Annotated in this window: 25 protein-coding genes and 1 pseudogene; 11 read left to right on the top strand and 15 right to left on the bottom strand. The window is 62.7% G+C overall.

Translation table 11 applies throughout. The annotated features are described in order from the left end of the window. Positions 1–15: 15 nt before the first annotated feature. Both dnaJ and dnaK read right to left on the bottom strand, forming a co-directional pair. Positions 16–1158, bottom strand: coding sequence for a molecular chaperone DnaJ (dnaJ, locus tag P1U48_RS14515; RefSeq protein ID WP_301069885.1), 1143 nt, complete (start codon positions 1156–1158; stop codon positions 16–18). Between the two features lie 80 nt (positions 1159–1238). Continuing rightward, positions 1239–3152: a molecular chaperone DnaK gene (gene dnaK, locus P1U48_RS14510; protein ID WP_301069884.1), complete on the bottom strand. Its 1914-nt coding sequence runs from the start codon at positions 3150–3152 to the stop codon at positions 1239–1241. Between the two features lie 249 nt (positions 3153–3401). On the opposite strand from dnaK, the gene P1U48_RS14505 reads away from it, so the two are divergent. Continuing rightward, positions 3402–4007, top strand: a complete 606-nt coding sequence (locus P1U48_RS14505) for an alpha-ketoglutarate-dependent dioxygenase AlkB (protein WP_301069883.1) — start codon at positions 3402–3404, stop codon at positions 4005–4007. Positions 4008–4037: 30 nt separating this feature from the next. Here the strand turns inward: P1U48_RS14505 and P1U48_RS14500 are convergent, their stop codons facing one another. After that, positions 4038–4808: a cyclase family protein gene (locus tag P1U48_RS14500; protein WP_301069881.1), complete on the bottom strand. Its 771-nt coding sequence runs from the start codon at positions 4806–4808 to the stop codon at positions 4038–4040. Between the two features lie 90 nt (positions 4809–4898). On the opposite strand from P1U48_RS14500, the gene P1U48_RS14495 reads away from it, so the two are divergent. Beyond that, positions 4899–6110 (top strand): MFS transporter, encoded by a 1212-nt coding sequence (locus tag P1U48_RS14495; protein ID WP_301069879.1) that lies wholly within the window; start codon positions 4899–4901, stop codon positions 6108–6110. Positions 6111–6199: 89 nt separating this feature from the next. On the opposite strand, the gene P1U48_RS14490 is transcribed toward P1U48_RS14495, so the two are convergent. Then, entirely contained in the window at positions 6200–7102 is a 903-nt protein-coding gene (locus P1U48_RS14490; protein ID WP_301069878.1) for a rhodanese-related sulfurtransferase, read from the bottom strand. Between the two features lie 149 nt (positions 7103–7251). Between P1U48_RS14490 and pncA the strand changes: the two genes are divergently transcribed. From pncA to pncB, 3 genes are all read left to right on the top strand, one after another. Then, positions 7252–7848 carry a bifunctional nicotinamidase/pyrazinamidase gene (gene pncA, locus P1U48_RS14485; RefSeq protein WP_301069876.1) on the top strand — a complete coding sequence of 199 codons (597 nt, stop codon included), beginning with the start codon at positions 7252–7254 and terminating at the stop codon, positions 7846–7848. A 1-nt stretch (position 7849) separates the two neighbouring features. Further along, on the top strand, positions 7850–8176 hold the full coding sequence (locus P1U48_RS14480; protein WP_301069874.1) for a TfoX/Sxy family protein: 327 nt from the start codon (positions 7850–7852) through the stop codon (positions 8174–8176). Positions 8177–8602: 426 nt separating this feature from the next. Continuing rightward, positions 8603–9895 carry a nicotinate phosphoribosyltransferase gene (gene pncB / locus P1U48_RS14475; protein ID WP_301069873.1) on the top strand — a complete coding sequence of 431 codons (1293 nt, stop codon included), beginning with the start codon at positions 8603–8605 and terminating at the stop codon, positions 9893–9895. 100 nt (positions 9896–9995) lie between these two features. Here pncB and P1U48_RS14470 read toward each other — a convergent pair whose 3' ends face one another. Genes P1U48_RS14470 through P1U48_RS14460 form a run of 3 tightly spaced genes read right to left on the bottom strand, consistent with a single transcriptional unit; the run spans position 9996 to position 12697 of the window. Further along, complete coding sequence (locus P1U48_RS14470; RefSeq protein WP_301069871.1) at positions 9996–10826, bottom strand: enoyl-CoA hydratase; 831 nt, start codon at positions 10824–10826, stop codon at positions 9996–9998. Then, on the bottom strand, positions 10823–11992 hold the full coding sequence (locus P1U48_RS14465; RefSeq protein WP_301069870.1) for a CoA transferase: 1170 nt from the start codon (positions 11990–11992) through the stop codon (positions 10823–10825). Before P1U48_RS14465 ends, P1U48_RS14470 begins: the two co-directional genes overlap by 4 nt. A 21-nt stretch (positions 11993–12013) precedes the next feature. Then, on the bottom strand, positions 12014–12697 hold the full coding sequence (locus P1U48_RS14460; RefSeq protein ID WP_301069868.1) for a GntR family transcriptional regulator: 684 nt from the start codon (positions 12695–12697) through the stop codon (positions 12014–12016). 160 nt (positions 12698–12857) lie between these two features. Here P1U48_RS14460 and P1U48_RS14455 point away from each other — a divergent pair, with 160 nt between their 5' ends. Continuing rightward, complete coding sequence (locus tag P1U48_RS14455; RefSeq protein ID WP_301069867.1) at positions 12858–13028, top strand: hypothetical protein; 171 nt, start codon at positions 12858–12860, stop codon at positions 13026–13028. Positions 13029–13040: 12 nt separating this feature from the next. Further along, positions 13041–13850: an enoyl-CoA hydratase-related protein gene (locus P1U48_RS14450; protein ID WP_301069866.1), complete on the top strand. Its 810-nt coding sequence runs from the start codon at positions 13041–13043 to the stop codon at positions 13848–13850. A gap of 243 nt (positions 13851–14093) precedes the next feature. Here the strand turns inward: P1U48_RS14450 and arsH are convergent, their stop codons facing one another. The 5 genes and pseudogenes from arsH to P1U48_RS14425 form a co-directional block, all read right to left on the bottom strand. Beyond that, entirely contained in the window at positions 14094–14804 is a 711-nt protein-coding gene (arsH, locus tag P1U48_RS14445; RefSeq protein WP_301069864.1) for an arsenical resistance protein ArsH, read from the bottom strand. Further along, positions 14797–15030, bottom strand: a pseudogene (locus P1U48_RS14440) (ArsC/Spx/MgsR family protein); the annotation flags it as partial. The gene arsH and the pseudogene P1U48_RS14440, both read right to left, overlap by 8 nt. 2 nt (positions 15031–15032) lie before the next feature. Continuing rightward, the gene (gene arsB, locus P1U48_RS14435; RefSeq protein WP_301069862.1) at positions 15033–16100 is read right to left on the bottom strand and encodes an ACR3 family arsenite efflux transporter; all 1068 of its coding nucleotides are present in this window, start codon (positions 16098–16100) and stop codon (positions 15033–15035) included. A 27-nt stretch (positions 16101–16127) separates the two neighbouring features. Further along, positions 16128–16559 (bottom strand): arsenate reductase ArsC, encoded by a 432-nt coding sequence (locus P1U48_RS14430; protein ID WP_301069860.1) that lies wholly within the window; start codon positions 16557–16559, stop codon positions 16128–16130. Between the two features lie 83 nt (positions 16560–16642). Then, entirely contained in the window at positions 16643–16975 is a 333-nt protein-coding gene (locus tag P1U48_RS14425; protein WP_301069859.1) for a helix-turn-helix domain-containing protein, read from the bottom strand. 908 nt (positions 16976–17883) lie between these two features. Here P1U48_RS14425 and P1U48_RS14420 point away from each other — a divergent pair. The 4 genes from P1U48_RS14420 to P1U48_RS14405 all read left to right on the top strand — a co-directional run bounded on the left by P1U48_RS14420 (position 17884) and on the right by P1U48_RS14405 (position 23447). Beyond that, positions 17884–18495 carry a carboxymuconolactone decarboxylase family protein gene (locus tag P1U48_RS14420; protein WP_301069858.1) on the top strand — a complete coding sequence of 204 codons (612 nt, stop codon included), beginning with the start codon at positions 17884–17886 and terminating at the stop codon, positions 18493–18495. Then, complete coding sequence (ftsH, locus tag P1U48_RS14415) at positions 18492–20339, top strand: ATP-dependent zinc metalloprotease FtsH (protein ID WP_301069856.1); 1848 nt, start codon at positions 18492–18494, stop codon at positions 20337–20339. The genes P1U48_RS14420 and ftsH overlap by 4 nt, the downstream gene beginning before the upstream one ends. 211 nt (positions 20340–20550) lie before the next feature. Beyond that, positions 20551–20700 carry a hypothetical protein gene (locus P1U48_RS14410; RefSeq protein WP_301069854.1) on the top strand — a complete coding sequence of 50 codons (150 nt, stop codon included), beginning with the start codon at positions 20551–20553 and terminating at the stop codon, positions 20698–20700. A gap of 47 nt (positions 20701–20747) precedes the next feature. Beyond that, entirely contained in the window at positions 20748–23447 is a 2700-nt protein-coding gene (locus P1U48_RS14405) for a cation-transporting P-type ATPase (protein ID WP_301069852.1), read from the top strand. A gap of 91 nt (positions 23448–23538) precedes the next feature. On the opposite strand, the gene P1U48_RS14400 is transcribed toward P1U48_RS14405, so the two are convergent. The 3 genes from P1U48_RS14400 to rnk all read right to left on the bottom strand — a co-directional run bounded on the left by P1U48_RS14400 (position 23539) and on the right by rnk (position 25040). Beyond that, complete coding sequence (locus tag P1U48_RS14400; protein WP_301069850.1) at positions 23539–23826, bottom strand: coiled coil domain-containing protein; 288 nt, start codon at positions 23824–23826, stop codon at positions 23539–23541. Between the two features lies 1 nt (position 23827). Further along, entirely contained in the window at positions 23828–24109 is a 282-nt protein-coding gene (locus P1U48_RS14395) for a hypothetical protein (protein WP_301069848.1), read from the bottom strand. A 499-nt stretch (positions 24110–24608) separates the two neighbouring features. Further along, positions 24609–25040, bottom strand: coding sequence for a nucleoside diphosphate kinase regulator (gene rnk, locus P1U48_RS14390; protein WP_301069847.1), 432 nt, complete (start codon positions 25038–25040; stop codon positions 24609–24611). Between the last annotated feature and the right edge of the window lie 76 nt (positions 25041–25116).

Genomic DNA, 25116 nt, shown 5'->3' with positions numbered 1-25116 from the left:
TCTGGCTGACCCGTCTCAGCCCTTCATCGAATCCCAGAACCCTTTGACGCCTTTGAAGAAGGTCTTGCTCTCGGGGTTGTTGTCTTCGGATTGTGATTCGAATTCCTTCAGCAGTTCCTTTTGCCGGGCGGTCAGGTTCACCGGGGTTTCCACCGCCAGTTCGATGAACATGTCGCCATGGCCACCGCCGCGCAGGGCCGGCATGCCCTTGTTGCGCAGGCGCATCTGACGGCCCGATTGGCTGCCGTCGGGGATCTTGACCCGGCTGCGGCCGCCGTCGATGGTCGGCACCTCGATGTCACCGCCGAGCGCCGCCTTGATCATCGACACCGGCACCCGGCAGAACAGGTTGCTGCCGTCGCGTTCGAAAATCTTGTGCTTGGCCAACTCGATGAAAATATAGAGATCGCCCGCCGGTCCGCCGCGCATCCCGGCCTCACCCTCACCGCCGAGGCGGATGCGGGTGCCGGTTTCGACCCCCGCCGGGATATTCACCGACAGCGACCGGTCGCGTTCGACCCGGCCCTGGCCATGACATTTCTTGCAGGGGTTCTGGATGATCTGGCCGAGGCCCGAACACGTCGGGCAGGTGCGCTCGACGGTGAAAAACCCCTGTTGCGCCCGCACTTTACCCATGCCGGAACAGGTCGGGCAGGTGGTCGGTTCGGCGCCGCCTTCGGCACCGGAGCCATTGCATTCGGTGCATTGGATCGAGGTCGGCACCTGAATGGTTTTTTGCAGGCCGGAATAGGCCTCTTCCAGAGTCACCCTCAGGTTATAGCGCAGATCCGACCCGCGCGCCGCGCGCTGGCGCCCGTTGCCGCCGCGCCCGCCGCCCATGAAATCGCCGAACAGATCGTCGAACACATCGGAAAAGGCGCTGGCGAAATCGGCCTGGTTGCCGGCGCCGGGGCGGCCGCCGCCCATGCCATTCTCAAAGGCGGCATGGCCAAAGCGGTCATAGGCGGCTTTCTTGTCGCCATCCTTGAGCACTTCATAGGCCTCGTTCACTTCTTTGAACTGAGCTTCGGCATTCGGATTGCCGGAATTGCGGTCGGGATGAAGCTCTTTCGCCTTGCTGCGATAGGCCTTTTTGATCTCGTCCGCTGCGGCACCTTTGGCGATGCCCAGAGTTTCGTAATAGTCGCGTTTTGACATTCAGGGGATCCCCCTATTCAGGAACGTAATGGGCCGGTCCGTTCCAGAACGGACCGGCCCCAGAGGTTCCAGCGTGCGGTTTACGCACGTTTGTTGTCGTCCAGATCCTCGAAATCGGCATCGACGATATCATCGTCAGCTGCGGATGCCTCATCGGCGGCGGCAGGGCCGTCGTCCTGGGTTTCGTCGGACTGGGCCTTGTAGATGGCCTCACCCAGCTTCATCGAAGCTTCGGTGACGTTCTGGATGCCCGAGCGGATTTTCTCCGCGTCGTCATTTTCCAGCTCGTCACGCAGCGCCGCGATGGCCAGCTCGATCGCTTCGACCGTGGTCGGATCGACCTTGTCGCTGTGCTCCTCGACCGCTTTTTCGGTCGAATGGATCAGGCTTTCGGCTTGGTTGCGGGCCTCGACCAACTCCTTGCGGGCTTTGTCTGCGTCGGCGTTTTCCTCGGCATCCTTGACCATCTTCTCGATGTCTTCGTCCGACAGCCCGCCAGAGGCCTGGATGGTGATCTTTTGCTCTTTGTTGGTGCCCTTGTCCTTGGCGCCAACTGCCACGATGCCGTTGGCATCAATGTCAAAGGTCACTTCGATCTGCGGCATGCCGCGCGGGGCCGGCGGGATGTCTTCCAGGTTGAACTGGCCGAGCATCTTGTTGTCGGCGGCCATTTCACGCTCGCCCTGGAACACCCGGATCGTCACCGCGTTCTGGTTGTCTTCGGCGGTCGAGAACACCTGGCTTTTCTTGGTCGGGATCGTGGTGTTGCGATCGATCAGCCGGGTGAACACGCCACCCAGGGTTTCGATCCCCAGCGACAGCGGGGTCACGTCGAGCAGGACCACGTCCTTGACGTCGCCTTGCAGCACACCGGCCTGGATCGCGGCGCCAAGCGCGACAACCTCATCCGGGTTCACACCCTTATGCGGTTCTTTGCCAAAGAATTTGGTCACCTCTTCGATGACTTTCGGCATCCGGGTCATCCCGCCGACCAGAACCACCTCGTCGATATCCCCGGTGGTCAGCCCAGCGTCTTTCAACGCGGCCTGGCAGGGTTTCATCGAGGTCTTGATCAGATCGCCGACCAGGCTTTCCAGCTTGGCACGGGTCAGTTTCATCACCATGTGCAGCGGCTGGCCGTTGGCCCCCATCGAGATGAACGGCTGGTTGATCTCGGTCTGGCTGGATGAGGACAGTTCGATCTTGGCTTTTTCCGCGGCCTCTTTCAGGCGTTGCAGGGCCATCTTGTCCTGGGTCAGGTCGACCGAGTGCTCTTTCTTGAACTCGCCCGCGAGGTAGTTGACGATCCGCATGTCAAAGTCTTCACCGCCGAGGAACGTGTCGCCGTTGGTGGATTTCACTTCGAACAGGCCGTCGTCGATTTCCAGGATGGTGACGTCAAAGGTACCGCCGCCGAGGTCATAGACCGCGATCGTGTGGCTTTCCTTTTTGTCCAGCCCATAGGCCAGCGCCGCGGCGGTCGGTTCGTTGATGATCCGCAGCACCTCAAGCCCGGCAATCTTGCCGGCGTCCTTGGTGGCCTGGCGCTGGGCGTCGTTGAAATAGGCCGGGACGGTGATGACCGCTTGGCTCACCTCTTCGCCGAGGTAGGATTCGGCGGTCTCTTTCATCTTGCCCAGAATGAAGGCCGAGATTTGGCTGGGCGAGTATTTCTCGTCCCGGGCGCGAACCCAGGCGTCGCCATTGCCACCGTCGATGACGGTATAGGGCAGGTTCTTTTTGTCCTTGGCCAGATCCGCGTCGTCAAACCGGCGCCCGATCAGGCGTTTGACACCAAAGACGGTGTTGTCCGGGTTGGTGACGGCCTGCCGTTTGGCAGCTTGGCCGACCAGGCGTTCCTCTTCGGTGAACGCAACAATAGAGGGCGTGGTACGCGCCCCTTCGGAATTCTCGATTACCTTCGGTTGCGACCCATCCATGATGGCGACGCAAGAGTTGGTAGTCCCGAGGTCAATACCGATCACTTTCGACATATTTTCGATCCCTTTCACTTCAGGCGATGAACGGATGTTGGACCCGTTGCGGCATCCCCATCCAATACGGATGCAGCGGCCAGTTTGCAGGCTATAGCTTGGGCCATGCACCCTGTCCGCCACGCTCTCGGGCTATATAAGTAGGGGGCATAGGCGCTGCAAGCCGCAGGGGTGGTGCAATCGCCGCAAAATGGTGTTTTTCCGCAACCCTGCGACAGGGTTGCCGCAAAGTGAGCCAGCGGAGGCCGGATGCAGACGGAACTGGAATTGCGCGGGGTGCGGGTGTGCAAGGGCTGGCTGGACCCGGCGGCGCAGGCCGCGATGCTGGCCGATATCCGCGCGGTGGCCGCAGCGGCACCGCTGTTCTCGCCGGAAACCCGCTGGGGCAAGCCGATGTCGGTGGCGATGACCTCGGCCGGAAAATACGGTTGGTATTCGGACCGGCGCGGCTATCGCTATGAGCGGCGCCATCCCAGCGGCGTCGACTGGCCGCCGATCCCGGCCTCGGTGCTGGCGGTCTGGCGGGCGCTGGCACCAGAGGCGCCTGGCCCGGATTGCTGTCTGGTGAATTTCTATCGCGACGGCGCCAGGATGGGGCTGCATCAGGACCGCGACGAGGCCGATTTCACCTGGCCGGTGGTGTCGATCTCGCTCGGCGATGCAGCGCTGTTCCGGGTCGGCAATGTCGAACGCGGCGGCAAGACGGAGTCGGTCTGGCTCGAGTCCGGCGATGTCTGTGTGATTGGCGGCGCCGCCCGGCTGGCGCATCACGGGATCGACCGGATCCGCTTTGGCTCGTCGTCGCTGCTCAGCGATGGCGGCCGGATCAACCTCACCCTCAGGGTGGTGGACTAACCCGGCCCGCATAGCGCCGGACGCGCGGCCTCAGTCGCGCAGGATCGCCACCGGGCGGCACCAGCCGGCGCTGGCGCCTTTGATCTTCACCGGAAAGCACTGCACCTCGAACCCGGTCGCGGGCAATGTTTCAAGGTTGCCCAGCTTCTCCATATGGCAATAGCCGCGCACCATGCCGGCGCGGTGGCCTTCCCAGATCAGCGAGGCATCGCCGGTTTCCGACACCTTCCTGGCGGTATGAACAAACGGCGCGTCCCAGCTCCAGGCGTCGGTGCCGCAGACCCGCATGCCGCGCTCGGTCATCCAGCAGGTCGCCTCATGGCCGATGCCACAGCCGGTGGCGACATATTCGGGGGTGCCATAGGCCGCCCCGGCGGCGGTGTTCACCAGCACGATATCGCCGGGGGCCAGCTCATGCCCGATACGGTCGAACTCCGCCGCGACCTCGTCCGCTGTCACCACATGCCCGTCCGGCAGATGCCGGAAGTCGAGCTTGACCCCGCGCCCGATGCACCAGTCCAGCGGCACCTCGTCGATGGTGATCGCGCGTTTGCCGCCATCCATCGTCGAATGGTAATGATAGGGCGCGTCCAGATGGGTGCCGTTATGGGTGGAAAGCTGCACCTGCTCGACCGCCCAACCCTCGCCACCGGGCAGCTGATCGCGGGTCACACCGGGGAAAAAGGCCAGGATGCCTTCGGCGGTCTGATCATGCGTCATATAGGTGATGGTTGGATGCAGACCCGGCGGATCGGCATAGGTGGTGTTCTCCAGCGGGCGGGCAAGGTCGATGAGTTTCATGGGGCAGATCCTCCTGTCGCGCACATTACTCAGCCAAAAGCCGCAACGACAACTCTTGTCGTCGCCTCAGCGCCGCCGTAGCGTCCGCGAATGAGCGACACGACCATTCTCGACAGCGGATATTCCTGGCGCAGGCTTGGCCTGTCGCTGGCGATTGCGGTGATCATCAACGTCGGGATGTGGGCGTCCATCGTGGTGCTGCCGGGGATGCAGACGGATTTCGGGCTGGACCGGGCCCAGGCCTCGCTGCCCTATACCTTTACCATGTTCGGCTTTGCCTTTGGCAACCTGCTGATCGGCCGGGTGGTGGACCGGTTCGGCGTCGCGCTGGCACTGACCGGGGCGGCGGTGATTGCCTCGATCGGATTCGCACTGGCGGCGCTGGCGCAATCGCTTTGGTTGGTCTGCCTGTTGCAGGCGGCGATCGGCTTTGCCACCGCCGCCGGGTTCGGACCGCTGATCGCCGATATCTCGCTCTGGTTCCTGCGGCGTCGCGGCATTGCCGTGGCCATCGCCGCCTCGGGCAATTACCTGGCCGGGGCGGTCTGGCCCTATCTGCTGAAAGGGGTGCTGGCCGAGGACGGCTGGCGCGCTGCCTATCTGATCTTGGCGGCGGTGATCCTGCTCGGCATGACGCCGCTGACCCTGTTCATGCGCCGCCGCCTGCCGGATGAGGCCCTGACCCGCTCTGACGCCGCTTCGGCGGCGCGGGCCCAGGCTGTCGGGTTCAGTCCGCGGGCGCTGATGTGGTTGCTGGGGCTGGCCGGAATCGGCTGCTGCGTGGCGATGTCGATGCCGCAGGTGCATATCGTCGCCTTTTGCGTTGATCTCGGCTATGGCCCGGCGGTCGGGGCCGAGATGCTGGCGCTGATGCTGCTCGGCGGGGTGGCCTCGCGCCTGGTCTCCGGGCTGCTGGCCGACCGGCTGGGCGGGGTCCGCACCCTGTTGATCGGGTCGGTGCTGCAGACCATCGGGCTGATGCTCTACCTGCCCACCTCGGGGCTGACGCCGCTCTATATCGTGTCGCTGGTGTTCGGCCTCAGCCAGGGCGGCATCGTGCCCTCCTACGCGGTGATCGTGCGCGAATACATGCCGGCGCGCGAGGCCGGGGCGCGCACCGGATTCGTTATCATGGCGACGATTCTAGGCATGGCGCTGGGCGGCTGGATGTCGGGCTGGATCTATGACCTGACCGGCAGCTATCAGGCGGCATTCCTGAACGGCATCGCCTTTAACCTGCTGAACATCGGGATCATGCTGCTGGTTCTGACCCGCGGGCGGCCCCGGATCGCCCTGGCCTGAGGCGGGCTCTGGCGGTTGCCGCCGGGGCGCTGCCCCGGACCCCGAGATATTTGGAACCAGAAGAAGCGGGGGCGGGCCTGGGCTGTTGGCTACTCGGGCAGATGATGATCGCCCCGGGCGCGGGCCAGGGCGATCTGGTGCTGGCGTTCGCGGAACCGGGCCTTGTCGGCCTCGGTGGTCTCGTGCCGGCAGTGATGACAGGCGACGCCTTCTTCGTAGTCCGGGTGGGCACGATCCTCGGGCAGGATTGGACGGCGGCAGCCGTGGCAGAGCAGATGCGGACCCTCGACCAGCCCATGGCCGACGCTGACCCGACGGTCAAAGACAAAGCAGTCGCCCTGCCAGAGGCTGTCGGCCTCAGGCTGGGTTTCGAGATATTTCAGGATGCCGCCCTTGAGGTGATAGACCTGCTCGACCCCCTGCCCAAGCAGGTAATTGGTGGATTTTTCGCAGCGGATGCCGCCGGTGCAGAACATCGCGATCCGCTTGTTGTGAAAGCGGTCCTTGTTGGCCGCCCACCAGGCCGGGAAATCGCGGAAACTCTTGGTTTCAGGGTCGATTGCGCCCTGAAAGCTGCCAATCGCCACCTCGTAATCGTTGCGGGTGTCGATCACCGCGACATCCGGGGCGCTGATCAGCGCGTTCCAGTCGGCGGCCTCGACATGCTGCCCGACGCTGGCCTGCGGATCGACACCGGGCTGACCCATGGTCACGATCTCTTTTTTCAGGCGGACCTTCATCCGGGCAAAGGGTTTGGCCGCGGCGGTGCTTTCCTTCCACTCCAGGTCGGCACAGCCGGGCAGGGCGCGGATATGCGCCAGCACCGCGTCGATCCCGGCGCGCGATCCGGCGATGGTGCCATTGATCCCCTCATCGGCGAGCAGCAAGGTGCCGCAGATTTCCTCTGCCGTGCAGAGCGCCTGCAGCGGTGCGCGCAGGCTGGCCGGGTCGGCGAACCGGTTGAAGTGGTAAAGGGCGGCAATCGTATACATCAGCCTGGAAATAGCGCCGCGCGGGCCCTGCCGCAACTGCACGCAGTCGCGCGCGGCGGCGGGTCGCAGGGGGGGGGAGGCGCGGCGCAACGGATTGACGCCGCGCCCTTGGCTTGTCAGCTTGGCCCGGACCCGTGAAAGGAATGCCCATGACCCGCGCCCTGATCATTATCGACGTCCAGAATGATTTCTGTCCCGGCGGCGCGCTGGCGGTGGCGGGCGGTGATGCGATTGTACCCGGGATCAACGCCCTGATGGCGGAGTTCCCGGCGGTGATCCTGACCCAGGACTGGCACCCGGCCGGGCATTCGTCATTTGCCTCCAGCCACCCCGGCAAGGCGCCCTTTGCAATGACCGAAATGCCCTATGGGCCGCAGGTGCTCTGGCCGGATCATTGCGTGCAGGGCAGCGCCGGGGCGGCGTTTCATCCCGGGCTGAACAGCGACCGCGCCGATCTGATCATCCGCAAGGGGTATAATCCGGCGATCGACAGCTATTCGGCGTTCTTCGAGAATGATCACAGCACCGCGACCGGGCTGGAGGGCTATCTGCGCAGCCGTGGCATCACCGATCTGACCATGGTCGGGCTGGCCACCGATTTCTGTGTGAATTTTTCGGCCGTAGATGCCGCCGGGCTGGGCTTTGCGGTGACCCTGCGCGCTGATCTGTGCCGGGCCATCGACATGGATGGCAGCCTTGCCGCGGCAATGTCGGGCCTGGCCGAGGCCGGGGTCCGGGTCGCCTGAGATGGCAAGCTCACAGCAGACCGTCGATCATATCGTCGACCTGCTGGCCGGTGCCGGCGAGATGCGGGCGCTGCCGATGTTCGGCGAATACGGTCTCTATTGCGACACCAAGCTGGTCGCGTTGATCTGCGACGACATTCTGTTCGTGAAGATCACCAAGGCCAATGCCGATATCGGCCTGGAACAGGCAGCGCCCTATCCCGGCGCCAAGCCAAGCCATCTGGTGCCACCCGAGATGCTGGAGGCGCCCGATGCGCTCACCGATCTGGTGCGGATCACTGCAGGATCGCTGCCCAAGCCCAGGAACGTGCCCAAGCGATTGTTGTGAGCCGGTTCAGAACGTCGACCGGGCCTATTGCGCCGAGTGATCCCGAACAGGCCGCCGGAGCATCGCCTTGGTGCCGACAATCGCGCGACCATTGCCGCGGATCTGCGCCATCACCTGGGTCGGCCAGCTTACCATTGCCGGAACGCGGCAGGGGTATTCGGTGCGCATGCGGTCTGAGAGCACCGGGGCCGTATCGACATCGTATCGCACCTTAGAGCCAACTTGTTTTGCCACCTTGGTGAAACGAAGGGGACTGGCGACTCCGGGTTGGAAAACAGCAGGGCTGCGACGCTTGAAACGACTTGCCATGGCCCGGGCGTTTGTTGTGCCCCTATGTGGTTTTGGCCCGGCATTGGCCCGGGCCTGCCTTGCCAACACCCTGACCGCCCTGCTTTAAGCGAACTCGCTATTGAGGGAGAGCCGCCTATGGCCGACATCGCCACCCGCGTCTGGAATCACCGCTGGAAGATCGATCCGATCGTCCGGTCCCTCATCGACACCGATTTCTACAAACTGCTGATGTGCCAGTCGGTGTTTCGCAACAAACCCGACACCAATGTCACCTTTTCGCTGATCAACCGGACCAAGACGATCCCGCTGGCCGATCTGATCGACGAGGGCGAGTTGCGCGAACAGCTGGATCATGTCCGCTCGCTCCGCCTGACCCGTGGCGAATCCACCTGGCTGCGTGGCAACACCTTTTATGGCAAGCGGCAGATGTTCCGCTCTGATTTCATGGAATGGTTCGAGACCTTGTCGCTGCCGCCCTATCATCTGGAACGGGTCGGCGACCAATATGAGCTGACATTCGAAGGATCCTGGCCCGAGGTGATGATGTGGGAAATTCCCGCTCTCGCCATCCTGATGGAGCTGCGCGGCCGGGCTGTCCTCGGCACCTTGGGCCGGTTCGAACTGCAGGTGCTCTATGCCCGCGGCATGACCAAGATCTGGGAAAAGATCGAACGGCTGAAATCGCTCGACACCCTCAGGATCGCTGATTTTGGCACAAGGCGGCGGCATTCCTTTCTCTGGCAGGATTGGTGCGTGCAGGCGATGCTCGAAGGGTTGGGGCCGAAATTCACCGGCACCTCGAATTGTCTGATCGCCATGCGCCGCGACCTTGAGGCGGTGGGCACCAATGCCCACGAGCTGCCGATGGTCTATTCGGCGCTGGCCAAGGATGACGCGGCGCTGGCCCGGGCGCCCTATGACGTGCTCGCCGATTGGCAGGTCGAACACGACGGCAACCTGCGCATCATCCTGCCCGACACCTATGGCACCGAAGGGTTCCTTGAAAAGGCGCCGGATTGGCTGGCGGGCTGGACCGGCATTCGCATCGACAGCGGCGATCCGGCCGCCGGCGCGGAAATCGCGATCAACTGGTGGAAATCGCGCGGTGAGGATCCGACTGGCAAGCTGGTGATCTTTTCCGACGGGCTCGATGTCGACAAGATCGAGGAACTGCACCGGCAATTCTCTGGCCGGGTCCGGGTGTCCTTCGGCTGGGGCACGCTGCTGACCAATGATTTCCGCGGCCTGGTCCCGGGTGACGCGCTGGCGCCGTTCTCGCTGGTCTGCAAGGCCATCGCGGCGGACGGACGGGCGACGGTGAAGCTTTCGGACAACCCGGAAAAGGCGATGGGCCCGGCGGATCAGATCGCGCGCTACAAGCGGGTGTTCGGGGTCGGCGAGCAGGAGTCGATGGAGGTCTTGGTTTAAGCGACCCAAGGCATATCTGCCTATCGGTTTACAGTTGCCTACCGGTTTACAGCGGTTGGGGTGCCCGCATGGCGCGCACCTCAACTCACCCCCAGCAGGGTCACCGCCCCTTGAACACCGGCGGGCGCTTCTTGGCAAAGGCTTTGCGGCCTTCGAGATAATCCTCGCTGTCGAAACAGGCCTGGATCGCGGTCTCGATCGTGGCCATGTCGCGCTGCTCCGCGTCCTGCCCGGTGGCGCCGATCGCCAGTTTGGCGGCGTGCATGGTCAGCGGTGCATTGCCAGCGATCTGGGCGAGATAGGCCTCGGCGGCGGCATCGAACCCCGCCACCGGCAGGATGCGATTGATCAGGCCCATCGCCTGCGCCTCAGCCGAGGTATATTGGCGGGCGGTAAAGAAGATCTCACGCGCATTGGCCGGGCCGACGACATCCACCAGCGCCTTGATCCCGGAATAGCGATAGCCAAGACCGAGCCGGGCAGCGGGCACCGCAAAGCGGGTGTCCTCGGCGGCGATGCGCAGGTCGCAACCCAGCGCGGTGGCGACACCGCCGCCGACGCACCAGGTGCGGATCACCGCGACCGTGGGCTTGGAGAAATTGACGATGGCGGTATTCGCCTCGGTCCCGACCACGTCATAGGCGGCAACCTGTTCGGGGGTCGAGCGACGGGTGGCAAATTCCGAGATATCAGCGCCGGAGATGAACGAGCTTTCGCCCTCGCCACGCAGCGCCACCACCCGGACCGAAGGATCGGCGGCGAGATCGGCCAGGGCCGCCGGGATTTGACGCCACATCGTAAAGGTCACCGCGTTGCGACGTTTCGGATTGGCAAAGATCATCCAGCCAATGCCGTCCCTTACCTCGACGCGGATCTGCGGCGTATAGCCGTCGGCCTCGGCTTCGGGCGGGATTTTGGCGAGCTGGCTCATGCGATGCCTCCGGTTCTGAATGCTGTGATCTGTTCGGCGGTGTAGCCGAGTTCGCTCAGGACTTCGACCGTATGTTCGCCGCAATCCGGGGTGGCGGAATGCATCGCCGGTTCGACCCCGTCCAGTTGAAAGGCCTGGCCCAGCAGGCGCTGGCGGCCCTTGGTCGGGTGATCGACCTCGGCGACAATCGGCAGGTGCTGGACCTGGGGATCGGCAAACACCGCATCGATCCGGTTGATCGGCCCGCAGGGGATGGCGGCGGCCAGCAGCGCCTCGGTCAGCTCTGCGACGCTGCGGGTGCTGGTGATCTCGTAGATCAGCGCATTCAGCACCGCGCGGTTTTTCTGACGGTCCTTGGGGGTGGCGTAATCGGGATGATCGAACAGGTCGAGCCGGTCGATGACGTTACAGAAATCCTTCCACATCCGGGCGCCGTTCACCGCGATATTCATCGCCCCGTCCGAGGTCGGATAGACCCCCATCGGCACCGCTGTCGGGTGATCGTTGCCAGCCTGTTCGGGCACCACCCCGTCGATCAGCCAGCGCACCGCCTGAAAGTCCAGCATCCCGATCTGTGCCTGCAGCAGGCTGGTGTGTACCCATTGGCCCTTGCCGGTGCGCTCGCGGTCGAGCAGCGCCATCATCATGCCCATGGCGCAATAGAGCCCCGCTGTCAGGTCGGCGATCGGCACCCCCACCCGCACCGGTCCTTGACCCGGCAGGCCGGTGATCGACATCAGCCCACCCATGCCCTGCGCCACCTGATCGAAGCCGGGGCGTTCGGCATAGGGGCCGGTCTGCCCGAAGCCAGAGATCGAGCCAAGCACCAGCCGCGGATTGCGGGCGTGCAGCGTTTCCCAATCCAGCCCCAGCCGGGCCTTGACCCCGGGGCGGAAATTTTCGACCAGCGCATCGGCCTTGTCGATCAGCTTGCCGAGGATCTCTTGCCCCTCAGGGGTTTTCAGATCCAGCGTCAGGCTGCGCTTGTTGCGATGCAGGTTCTGGAAATCCGAGGTGTCGCGATTGCCATAGCCGGCGGCGTCTTCGGGCGGCTCGACCTTGATGACATTGGCCCCCCAATCGGCGAATTGCCTGACGCAAGTCGGACCAGAGCGGATTCGGGTCAGATCGAGAACGGTAAATCGGTCCAGCGGCAATTGGGTCATACGTCAGCCTCAAACATGGGGTCAGGGTTCCTCTGATGCGGGGTTGGTTTCCTTTAGCGCCGCGACCAGATCGGCATAGACCCGCCCGCCGGACAGGATGTGGTCGAACATCGACTCGCGCGCCGCCGTGGCATCGCCCTGGCGGATCGCCTCGACCACCCTGCCGTGTTCCTGCCAAGAGCGGTCCAGCCGCGCTTTTTGATTGAGGCTGGAGGCGTGATAGAAACTCATCCGCTTGCGAGTCTGACGGATCATTTGGCTGAGGTAGCCGTTGCGGGCACCGTCATGGATCGCTTGGTGAAACCTTGTGTTCAGTCGGATGTAGCCATCGCTGTCGAACACGGCCACGCTGTCGCGGCTGTCTTGATAGATCGCGATCATCGCCGCCACCTCGTCGTCTCGCATCCGGTGCGCGGCCAGCGCGGCGGCTTCGGCCTCAAGCAGGGCCAGCGTCTCCATCATCGCCACCGCCTCTTCGGCGCCGAGCGCGACGACGACGGCGCCGTGACGTGGCCGGATCTCGACCAGTCCCGAGGCGGCAAGCTGCATGATCGCCTCGCGCGCCGGGGTGCGCGAGATTGCGAACCGCGCGGCCAGCGATTTCTCGTCGATGCTGTCGCCGGGGCGCAAGGTGCCCGCGTTGATCTCACCTTCCAGTTTCAGCCGGACCGTTTCGCTGGCGCGGGCCACTTGGTTTCCTCTCATCGGGGCATAGTCGCTATGCGGCTCTATGTATAAGTAAAGGCATTGCAAGTATACATTGACGGATTCTATCCTCGTGCAGAGGGCCGCACGGTGATCCGCGTTTCGAGTGGCTGACCTGGGAGAAAGTCGTTGAAAACACATTCCATTCTCATCCACGCCCATGGCGGAGGTCATGGCGCTGGAACAGGTAACCTGCCCCGCCCCGGCCCCGGGTGAGGCCCTGGTGTGCAACACCGCCATCGGCGCGGTGCTGCCGCTGGCCGAAGCCGCTGCGGCGCATCGGCTGCTGGAACCCCGTGCCACCACCGCTCCCATCGTATTGAAACCCTGAAGGAACCCCCAGATGACCGATAGCAATTTCCCGCCCGACTGGACCCCTGATCAAAGCTTTGGCGACGGGCGAGTCGGGCTGCGCCTTGTCGACCGTGTCGCCATTCTGGCGATCCAGATCCCGCAGAAACTGAACGCGCTGGACGAACCGGCAACCGCCGGGATGGTCAAGGCGCTGGAGACCGCCGTGGCAGCGGGGGCGCGGGCGCTGATCTTTACCGGCATTGGTGGCAAATCCTTTATCTCCGGTGCCAACCTCAGCGGCTTTGAAGGCCCGCGTCCCACCGGCGTCGATTTTGTCGCGCGCCAGAAAATGCTGCTCGATTGCCCGATCCCGATCATCGCCGCGATCAAGGGCTATTGCATCGGTGGCGGTCTGATGACCGCGATGAACTGCGATTTCCGCCTGGCCTCAAGCGACTCGAGCTTTGGCATCCCGGCGACGCGGCTGGGCTTGTCCTATGGGTCGGAAGGGCTGCAAAGCCTGGTCGACGCCATCGGCCCGGCCCGGACCCGGCGCCTGCTGTTTGTCGGTGACCGGGTGGATGCCGAAACGGCACGGGACTGGGGGCTGGTGGAACATGTCTATGCGCCCGATGCGCTCTGGCCTGCGGCACTGAATTTCGCCAATCAGATCGCCGCCAATGCGCCGCTGTCGGTGCGTGCGACCAAGGAAACCATCGCCGACCTGCTCAAACCCGAAAGCGCCCGCAACCCGGCCCGGATCGCCGAGATCGCGCTGGAATGTCGCGAAAGCCATGATTTCCGTGAAGGCCGCGATGCCGTCCGCGAAAAACGCCCGCCCCGGTTCGAAGGGCGGTGACCGCGCCGCGTTCCCGCATCGAAACGATCCCCCTGTGGCAAAGCCGCTCAGCTCTTTGACGCAGCGCCGGTCGCCACGCCGTTCCGGCTCACCCGGATCCCGGCGCTTTTCCGGTCCCAGGTGTACGGGGTGATGCCAGTGTCGCGCAGCAGGTGTTGTTGCACCCGCAGCGTCGGGCCAGCGCTGACCGGCTCAGCCGTCCTGTGGCGGATGAGTCGCGCGGCGTTGTGTTCGAAATGTCGATCAGATCGCTTTCTGATTGACGCGCTTCGACAGCTCGGCGGCGCTTTCCTTCCGCTCGCTGTAGCGATCCAACAGGTAGTCCGTGTTGTCTCTGGTCAGCATCGTGAACTTCATCAATTCTTCCATGACATCGACGACCCGGTCGTAGAATGGCGATGGCTTCATTCGATCCGCATCATCAAATTCCAGAAACGCCTTGGGGGTGGAGGACTGGTTTGGGATCGTCAGCAGGCGCATCCAGCGCCCCAGGATGCGAAGCTGATTCACGGCATTGAAGCTTTGCGAGCCGCCGCTGACCTGCATGACGGCGAGCGTTTTTCCCTGCGTCGGTCGCACACCGCCGAGGGCGAGGGGAATCCAGTCGATCTGGGTTTTCATGATGCCGCTCATCGCACCATGCCGTTCTGGCGAACACCAGACCATCCCTTCGGACCAAGTGACCAGATCGCGCAGCTCCTGCACCTTTGGATGCGTGGCCTCAGCATCGTCGGGAAGCGGCAGGCCAGATGGGCAATAGGTGCGCGTCTCGGCCCCAAAACGCGCCAGGATTCGGGCCGCTTCCTCGGTCATCAACCGACTGAATGACCGGTCCCGGAGCGAGCCGTAGAGCAGCAGAATGCGTGGGGCCTGCGTTGCCCGCGCAGGTGCAATCAGGCGATCCATATCGATTGCTTTGAAATATTCTTCTTCAAGGTTCGGGGTATCAGACAACTCGGTTTCCTTCCGCGTCAATCAGCAGCGTGCCGTCTTCCTTCGTGATTGGCCCGGCTGGCCGACGGTCGAGACGATCCAGCACGGAGGCGCTCGGGCGGCAGAGCCGGACAGCTCTTGGTGAGCGGACAATGGGCCGATTGATCAGATTGGGGGGCACCTGCATCGCGGCAAGCCGCGCCAACAGCTGCGGACGGGTCCAGCCGGTGGCGAGATGGGGGACAACGGTCATGCGGAACCCTTTTCAGAGGGAAACCAGTGCTGGGTTCTGTTCGCGAATGCGACGAGTGAAAGCATGACCGGCACTTCGACCAGAACCCCGACGACCGTGGCCAACGCCGCCCCCGATCCCAGACCGAACAGGCTGATCGCGACCGCGACGGCCAGCTCGAAGAAGTTGGACGTGCCGATGAGGGCGCAGGGGGCCGCGACATTGAACGGGATGCCCCAAGCCCGCGCGGCCCCGTAGGCCAGAAAGAAGATGCCGTAGGACTGGATCAACAACGGCACCGCTATCAGGGCGATCACCAGCGGGCGCTCAAGGATCACCTCCCCCTGAAAGGCGAACAGCAGCACCACCGTTATCAGCAACCCGAGGATCGAGAACGGCTGAACGCGGGACTTGAAGCTATCGACAGCCGCTTCGCCACCTTTGGCGATCAGCCGCCGTCGCGTCATGTATCCGACCAGTAGCGGCAACATGACATAGAGGCCAACCGACAACAGCAGGGTGTCCCAGGGCACGACGATATTTGTCGCACCGAGCAGGAAGGCCACGATCGGCGCAAAAGCAAAGACCATGATGACATCGTTCACACTGACCTGCACCAGCGTGTAGGTGGCGTCGCCGCGCGTCAGGTTCGACCAGACGAACACCATCGCGGTGCAGGGCGCTGCCCCCAGCAGAATCACGCCCGCCAGGTAGGCCTGCGCGTCGTCCGGCGGGATCAGGCCGGCAAAGACGTGGTTGAAAAACAGCACGCCGAGGGCTGCCATCGTGAAGGGCTTGATCAGCCAGTTTACCACCAGTGTGACGACCAGCCCCTTTGGTTTGTCGCCCACCTGGCGCAGCGCGCCAAAGTCGACACCGACCATCATGGGATAGACCATGGCCCAGATCAGCACCGCCACGGGCAAGTTGACCGACGCGATCTCCAGAGAGGCGAGCGCTGCAAACGCGCCGGGAAACAGATTGCCAAGCAACAGCCCTGCGCCAATCGCCAGCGCCACCCAGACGGATAGCCAGCGTTCAAAAAGTCCAAGTCCTGCCGCAGCGGGAAGCGATGTATCGGTCATGTCGGGCTTTCAGAAGAGAGGGAGGGATCAGTCGGCTTTGGCGGCAAACCGACCTAAGCCGTCGAGGTTGCGTTGCAGTGCCATCCGGTCATGCGAGCCAGGCGGTAGGCCGACGAAGATGGAAATGCGGTTACGGAGCGTCCGATAGGTTTTCGAAAACCCGAACCGCTTGACGGAGTCCGGGCCTTCGACCTTTACAGGATCAGCCCCCCAAGGTGCGCTCATCGGCTGACCCGGCCTGAATGGACCTTCTTCGGCAGCGGCATTGTCGCAAGCGGCAAACACGAAATCCATCTGCGGCGCATCTGGGCGGGCGAATTCACCCCAGATCTTGGTTTGTGCAAAGCTGGTGTCGTGGTGCCGCCCACGAAGCAGATCACGCGTGTAGCGGTGCGGTGCGGATCCCGGCCTCGATCCGGCGGAATACGCTTGGCATTCGTCTGTCCCCTGGCGATTCATGATGGCTTCCGCGATGATCGACCTGGCGGAGTTTCCGGTGCAAAGGAACCGGACGTTGTAGATTCCCTGGTCATGTCTGTCTCCTAACAGGCGCAGGCGATTTCGTTGATGACTGGCTGGCACAGATCCGGGCGACCGCCGCAGCATTCCTCCATCAGGAAGGCCAGCAGGCCGCGCATTCCGTTCATGTCCGCAAAATAGCGGATGCTGCGCCCCTCGCGCTCACTCCGGATCAACCCTGAACGCGCAAGGACGCCCAGGTTGGTCGACATCGTGTTCTGACGCACCCCGAGCGTATCGCTGATGTCGCCAGCCGACATGCCGCCCTCTCCAGCCTTGATCAGAAGACGAAACACGTCCAGGCGGGTGGCCTGACTGAGAGCAGAAAAAGCGCCGAGCGCATCATTTCTATCCATACATCAAGAATAATAGATATCACAGGCGCACGTCAAGGTTCCTCTTGAAGCGGTCCCTCGCGAAGTGGCCGCATCGTCCGCCCAGCGGGCTTCCTGCGCTACAGCGCCGGTTCTTTCCCGCGTGTGCGGGGAAGGGTGTTGCTGTAAAGCATTGATCTACCGAATGTTTCCCGATGTCAAAGAGCGTACCGGAATATTTGGCCCGGTTTCGGCCTTTCGCTACTGCCGCGAATGGCCACCAGCCAGGCGGCAAGGCAGCAAGGCGGCCGCACAGGCGGGGCGGCGCGTTCGAGACGACGGCGATCATCATCCCCGATGCCCCTCGTCGCCCTGTCGGCACGACGTCTCGCTCATCTCGGGGTCGAACCAGCCTTTTGGCGATAGCAGGTAATCGCCTGCCGACCAATGGATCGTTAGCGAGCCCCGGCGCTTGCGCGCTTCGTTATCGGCAGGCCAGTTCCTGGTCTTGTAGGTCGGGGGGGCGGTCTGCTCATATCATCCAGCTACCACACTGGATTCACAAGATGAATTCCTCGCGGGATTTGTGCAGCAGAGCCCCTATGATGACCTCGTGCCCTTCAGATCGCATTTGGGTCCGCGCAAAATCTGTGCTCAACAACAAGGCATTTCGAATAAAAAGGCTATCTCAGGCAGGGGTGATCGCGCGGCATCTTGGCAGAACCGCCCCCGCAAGGGCATAACTGGTTCCGATTTGGTCGGCGTGTTTCTGGACGCGACGATAACGGACACTCTGGATGCAGATCAGGCCGAACCGTCAGACATCCCGACGTCAAGGGCTCAGCACGATGCCTCCGCCTGCCCTGACGGCACCTGTCAGCAGAACCGGAATATCCTGTCAGCGCCTGCAAAATCCGATATTGCATTCCGATCAGAACGGGACCGCCAGTATGCATAACACCACATACGACAGAAGAATATTCTCCCCCGGCCTCCTCTTCCGTGACCTGGGCTTCCTGATCTCAAGAGTTCCGGCGCTTGCCCGGGCGAGGCGCAATCCTGAGATCGGGCGCGCCTTCATGGAAAAGATCATGATGGTGGTGACGGCGGTCAACGGATGCACCTACTGCACATGGTTTCACGCCCAGCAAGCCGTCACCAGCGGCATGAGCGATAAGGAAATCAGTGACATGTTCGATCTGCAATTCGAGGCATCCGCCAGCGAACACGAGCTGCCGGCGCTTTTGTTCGCCCAACATTTCGCCGAGACCAACCGCAACCCCGATCCGGATATGGTGGCGCGGCTCAATGCCTTCTACGGAACCGAGACCGCCCGCGACATCATGTTGCTGATCCGGATGATCTTTTTCGGCAACCTATTTGGCAACACGCTTGATGCCTTCCCGGCACGACTTAAGGGAAAGAAGGCAGAGAACAGCAGCGTCCTTTTTGAATTTCTGTTCTGGCTAGCAACGTTCTGGATGGTCTTTCCTGCAAAATGGATATTGCGGCGGCGGGACCCGGCCGACACGACGCCTGTTTCAACCGGAGAAAACCCATGAACCGCGGAACCCAAATCAATATCTGGTACATCCTGCTTGCCGTCATGGGTGTTGTCCTGATCCGTGATCTCTGGGTCCAGAGCCAGACGATCGAGGCAATCCCCTATAGCCAATTCGAGGCCTATCTCGACGAGGGATATATCGACGAGGTCGTTATCGGCAGCAGCACGATCACTGGCACGTTCACCGAACCGCAGGAGGGCAAGACTGGCTTCGTAACAACGCCGGTCGCGCCCGATCTGGCCGACAGGCTGAATGAAACCGGGGTAACCTACACCGGGGCGGTCGAGAACACCTGGTTCACGACGCTCCTGTCTTGGGTTCTGCCGGCGCTGATCTTTGTTGGGATCTGGATGGTGCTGATCCGCAAGATGGGGGCCGGACAGGGCTTGGGCGGCATGATGTCGATCGGCAAGAGCAAGGCCAAGATCTATGTCGAGAGCGACACCAAGGTCACCTTCGCCGATGTCGCCGGTGTGGACGAGGCCAAGGCCGAGTTGCAAGAGGTCATCGATTTCCTGAAGGAGCCCGAAAGCTACGGCAGCCTGGGCGCGCGGATGCCAAAGGGTATCCTGCTGGTCGGGCCACCCGGCACCGGCAAGACGTTGCTGGCACGTGCCGTGGCTGGCGAGGCGGGCGTGCCGTTCTATTCCATCTCCGGCTCCGAGTTCGTCGAGATGTTCGTGGGCGTCGGCGCGGCGCGGGTGCGCGACCTGTTCGAACAGGCCCGAAAGGCGTCCCCCGCCATCATCTTCATCGATGAGCTGGACGCATTGGGCCGCGCCCGTGGGGCAGGAACGATTCAGGGTGGCAATGATGAGCGTGAACAGACGCTGAACCAACTGCTGTCCGAGCTGGACGGGTTTGACCCCAGTGTTGGCGTGGTGTTGCTGTCGGCCACCAACCGGCCTGAAATTCTCGACCCTGCGCTTCTGCGGGCCGGGCGTTTCGACCGGCAAGTGCTGGTCGACCGGCCCGACCGTGCGGGTCGTGTGCAGATCCTGAAGGTGCACATGAAAAAGATCGTGCTGGCCCCGGAAATGGAGCTGGACGACATTGCCGCGCTGACCACCGGGTTTTCCGGGGCCGATCTGGCCAATCTGGTCAACGAGGCGGCATTGCTGGCCACGCGGCGACGCGGCAAACACGTGACCATGGAGGATTTCACCCGTGCGATCGAGCGCATCGTCGCCGGGCTGGAGAAGCGCAACCGCCTGATCAACCCGCGCGAGCGCAAGATCGTCGCCTATCACGAAATGGGCCATGCGCTGGTGTCGATGGCGCTGCCCGGCGTGGACAAGGTGCACAAGGTGTCGATCATCCCGCGTGGCATCGGCGCACTTGGCTACACGATCCAGCGCCCGACCGAGGACCGGTTCCTGATGACCGAGGCCGAACTGCGCGACAAGATCGCCGTCCTGATGGGGGGCCGCGCCGCGGAAAAGCTGGTGTTCAACCATCTGTCCACCGGTGCCGCCGACGATCTGGCCCGCGCCACCGATATCGCGCGCTCGATGGTGGCGCGGTACGGCATGGACGCGAACCTGGGCAGTGTCAGCTATGAGTCTGACAAAAGCGGTTTTCTGGGCGACCACCGACCAGGCTACATCGAGCGCAGCTACAGCGAGGCGACGGCAGAGGCGATGGATGATGCCGTGCGCGAGGTGTTGAAGGAAGTGTCCGAGCTGGCGCTGGAGATCCTGACGCGCAACCGCAGTGTGTTGGATGAAGCGGCAACGCGCCTTCTGGAGGTCGAGACGCTGGATAAAACGGCACTGGCAGAGATTGCGCAGGGTCTGAGCCGCGACACGCAAGACAACGGAACAGTTGCCCTGAATGAATGAGGGGCGCTGCGGACCAGACTTTTGCGAGTGATCAATTGCAGGCGGTTTCAGTCGTGTCGGGGCTCTGGTGCAGGCATCCTTTGAGGGGGTCATCTCGTAAGGTCAGCAGGGTCGCTGAATGGCATGAGCAGGCCGACACCCCCGACCTACAGGACCAGGACCAGGCCGACAGGCGCTTGCCAGCGCTCATCCCGAGGCCGCCGCGGACGCAGTGGCGCTGACCGGAGGCAGGACCGAACAAGAACCGGCCCCGCACGCAGGGCTGATGGGAAAACTGGCAGGACTCTGGGCCGAACTTGATGTTTCGGCCAACCGGAAGGGCGGGAACAATACTTTGTTGATCGTGGTCAATGCACCGTGATGCCCGGCGACTGAATCTAAGCCAGCATAGAAAAATGGGCAGACGCAATGAATGACACGAACGGGACCTCCGTTTTCACCGAACACACCCAAGCGGTGGCAGATCGGCTTGGCGTCGATCCGGCGTGTGGGCTGGATGACAGCGCGGTTGTTCAGCGCCGAGAGCGGCATGGCGCAAACCAGCTGCGTGCGCCGCAAAAGAAAAGTGTTCTGGTCATTCTGGCGCATCAATTTGAGGGGGTGATCGTCTGGCTGCTGGCGTTTGCCGCGGGGCTGTCTTTCTTCTTTCAGGATATCGCCGAAGGCGTCGCTATTGTTGTCGTGTTGGCGCTTAACGCGGCGATCGGATATTTCACGGAACTGCGCGCCGCACGATCGATGGAGGCGCTGCAAGGTCTCGCCACGATCACGACACGGGTGCGGCGTGATGGCCAGGCGGTTTGTGTCAATGCGCATGAACTGGTGCCCGGCGATATCGTCCTGCTGGAGGCCGGCGATGTCGTGACCGCCGACATGCGGCTTGCCGAGGCCTCGAACCTGCAAACCGACGAATCCGTCCTGACCGGCGAATCCATGTCGGTGGCAAAGCAGACCGACCCGGTCGCGCCTGGCGCGGCAATCGATGAACGGGCCTGCATGGTGTTCAAAGGCACGGCGATCACCCAAGGGTCCGGGACCGGCATTGTGACCACGACCGGCATGGACACCGAACTGGGCCATATCAGCGATCTGGTGCAGCGGGCCGAATCGTCGGTTTCGCCGTTGGAAAAGCGTCTCGATCAGTTGGGGCATCGGTTGGTCTGGCTGACGCTGGCCCTTGCGCTGCTGGTTATCGGGGCAGGCATCCTGCGCGGCCATGAAACCATGACGATGATCCAGACCGGTGTGGCGCTGGCTGTTGCGGCGGTTCCCGAAGGGTTGCCGGTGGTCGCCACGCTGAGCCTGGCGCGCGGGATGTGGCGGATGGCGGCGCGCAATGCGGTTATTTCGAACCTGTCATCGGTGGAAACCCTGGGGGCCACGACCGTCATCCTGACCGACAAGACCGGCACTTTGACAGAGAACAAGATGACGGTGGCCCGGTATCTCCTCTCCGGAACGGAGGTCGATTTGGTTCAGCAGGGCGACACCGTGTGTTTTGAAACCGCCCAGGGCGCGGTTGACCCCGGTGATGCGCGTCTTGAGGCGGCGCTGCGGATCGGGGCGCTTTGCAACAGCGCGACATTGGGAACGGGGGATGATGACGCCTCAGGCGACCCGATGGAACTGGCCTTGCTGCGGATCGCGCGGCAGGTCGGTCAGCCCCGTGAGGCGCTATTGCAAACGTTTGAAAAAGTTGGCGAACATGCGTTTGATCAGGCCCTCAAAATGATGGCCACCGTGCATGGCGATAGCGATGGATTTCTCTATGTCGTCAAGGGTGCCCCCGAAGCGGTGATGGATGTTTGCACCCATGTTCTGGGACCGGACGGCACAACGCAGATCGACGCCAGCGTGCGCGCCGATTGGCGGGAGCGCAGCCGCACCGCCGCCAGCGGCGGGCTGCGCCTGCTTGCCCTAGCGATGAAACAAACAACCTCTGCCGAAGCTGACCCATACGACGATCTGACTCTGGCCGGTCTGGTCTGCCTGCGCGATCCGCTGCGCGCTGACGTGGCCCAGGCCATCGCCGCGGCCCGTGCGGCCGGCGTGCGCGTGGTGATGATGACCGGCGATCACGCCGACACCGCCGCCGCAATCGCCCGCGCGGCGGGGCTTGGCCATGGCGCGCCGGGCGACGGCGATCTGACGGTGATCGAAGGCGGCGATCTGGCCGGTCTTGATCCCGAAGGCACGGACGGTCCGCTGCGCGACCGCGTTCTTGCCGCCGATGTCTTTGCCCGCGTTGCCCCGGTGACCAAGTTGCAGCTTGCATCACTCTATCAGCACAACGGCCATATCGTGGCGATGACCGGCGACGGGGTGAATGACGCGCCCGCGCTGAAAAAGGCCGATATCGGCATCGCCATGGGTCAGCGCGGCACCGAAGTGGCGCGCGAGGCGGCGCATATGGTGCTGAGGGACGATTCCTTTGGCACGATCATTGCGGCGATGCGTCAGGGGCGGATCATATTCGACAATATCCAAAAATTTGTCGTCTATCTGATGTCCTGCAATGTCAGCGAGGTTCTGGTTGTCGGTCTGGCCGCCGGGGCGGGGTTGCCGATGCCGCTGCTGCCGCTCCAGATCCTGTTCCTGAACCTTATCACCGATGTCTTTCCCGCCTTCGCATTGGGGTTGGGAAGGGGGGGCGTCTCCGTGATGCAGCAACCGCCGCGTGACCCTGCCGAACCGATTATCGATCGTGGTCGCTGGATCAAGATCGGCGTGTTGGGGGGCGCGATTACCCTGGCGACGCTCGCCGCCTTCTGGCTGGCCCTGAATTGGCTGATGCTGGCTGTTGCGCCTGCCGTGACGGTCGCCTTTCTGACACTGGCGCTGGCGCAGCTGTGGAACGTGTTCAACATGCGGACGCGGGAGGACGGTCTGTTCGTCAACGAGGTCACGCGCAACCCTTGGGTCTGGGGGGCGATCGCGCTTTGTCTGGCGCTGATCGGCACGGCGCATTGGGTGCCCGGCCTGTCGGACGTCCTGAAACTTCCCGATCCTGGTATCGCCGGGCTGCTTCTGGCCGGAGGGGCAAGTTTTCTGCCGTTTGTGATCGGACAGATCTACATCACCTTCGGGCCAAAGGATCGCACCGGGTGATCGGCTGAAATAGCATCGGGTCGAAACGAAAAATGGCTGCCAATGCGGCAGCCATGGCGCTTGTGGCCTGTTAAGGCATCAAGTTGCGCCGTCAAGAAAACCGCTTCCAGGCGCGCTTCATGGCATCACCCATTTCATCCCATGCGGATTCGATGCCTGATTGCATATCCTTCCAGGCCGCGCCCTGGGCGTGCTGCAATTCTTCCATCCTTGTCTCGGCCTTTTTCTGATGTGCACGAAGCTCCTCGATTTCTTCCATGTATTTCAGCCGCGCCTCGGCCTGGGCCTTTTCGGCCTTTGCGCCCAGCTTGGCGATATCGGCTTTCCATTCGTCAAGCTGCGCCTGCAACTTGTCCTGATAGGCGTCTTTGCGATCCATGTCATATCCTCCTGAGGTTTCGGGGCAGATGGCTTTGATTGGTTGGTTCTCGTCGCCTTGTTCGAAATCTACACGGTTTTTTCATCGCCTCGACTTCATTCTTTATAAGGTTGCCGACAATTTGGAGCATCACTTTTGTGTAATCCTTCGCCGCGTCGGCCAAACAGCCCATAGGATGCGTTTGCCAGCCGGCGATGTCCTTTGTCGGAGTCGCAGGATCGGTCTGACCTTCCGACACGATCCGCCTGCCGGTCTCGTCAAAGACGCGCTTCTGCGCCTGCATTGCAGCGCGCCTATATCCTCAAGGCGGGCATTCACCAAAATACCTATGTGGCATCGTGCGGGTCGGCATACCCGTCGGGCCCGAACTCTTCTGTCCGTGCAATGAAGTCCTCGGTCAGCCGCGCTTCATCCGGCAAGCCGCAAAGAACTTTGCGCGGGATCAATCGATGCTGCCCGAGTGTGCGGCAGGTCCGGCGCTCAGATACGCCAAGGGCCTGCCGCACAGGGGCGATGCACTGACGACGGCGGGAAGAGCTTGGCAGGGCTGGCGCGCTCGGGGCAGGAAACCATCCGCTGAATGGTTTCCTGATAGCCTCTCATCCCGTGCAGCCTCGGTGAGGATCATCCTATCCACTGCCAGATCCGACACCGCGTGCCTGGGCCGGGTGTTTTCCGTCTCCAACTCTTTGAAACGCTTGAGCTGAGCGTGGCTCGTCCCGCCATATTCCTTGCGCCATCGATAATGGGTCTGAACCGTCACGCCGATCTGACGCACAGCTTCAGGTGTCCAAAGGGGGGTGCTCCACCCTGATGATCGTCAGCATACGCCGCTGGTTCTCCCGTGTGTCCCAGTGAAAGCTTGCCCCTTCCGCCAGGCCCAGCAGGGAAACACCGATCGGGGTCATGACTGACACCCGCAGTTGCGATATGTCGGCCTCTTCAGGATAGACCAGCGTAACCGATTTTTCCTGCCCGGTGGTTTCGTCGCGGTAGGTCACCGTACTTCCCATGCTGACGACGTTCTTCGGCATCTTCGAGGGTGCGGCGATCCGCGCCCGACCGATCTCATCGAAAAGACGGTCCGCGAGGGCTGGCTGACGCTTCATCATGCCATCGGCCAGGCCCTCCAGATGCGGGAGGTCATCCGCATTGATCACGATTCTAGGGTTGCGCTTGGTCGGCTTCCTAGCCGAATGACTGGCCATCGACATATGAAATATTCCTTGTTTATTGGTAACTCCCAAGCACCCCAGGGGCCAACGGGTTTTCAGGGGCCAACGGGTTTTT

It is taken from the genome of Pseudooceanicola sp. (assembly GCF_029213205.1).
Lineage (GTDB): Bacteria > Pseudomonadota > Alphaproteobacteria > Rhodobacterales > Rhodobacteraceae > Pseudooceanicola.
Note: the sequence above shows the minus strand (reverse complement) of the source record. Positions and strands in the feature narration are given on the sequence as shown.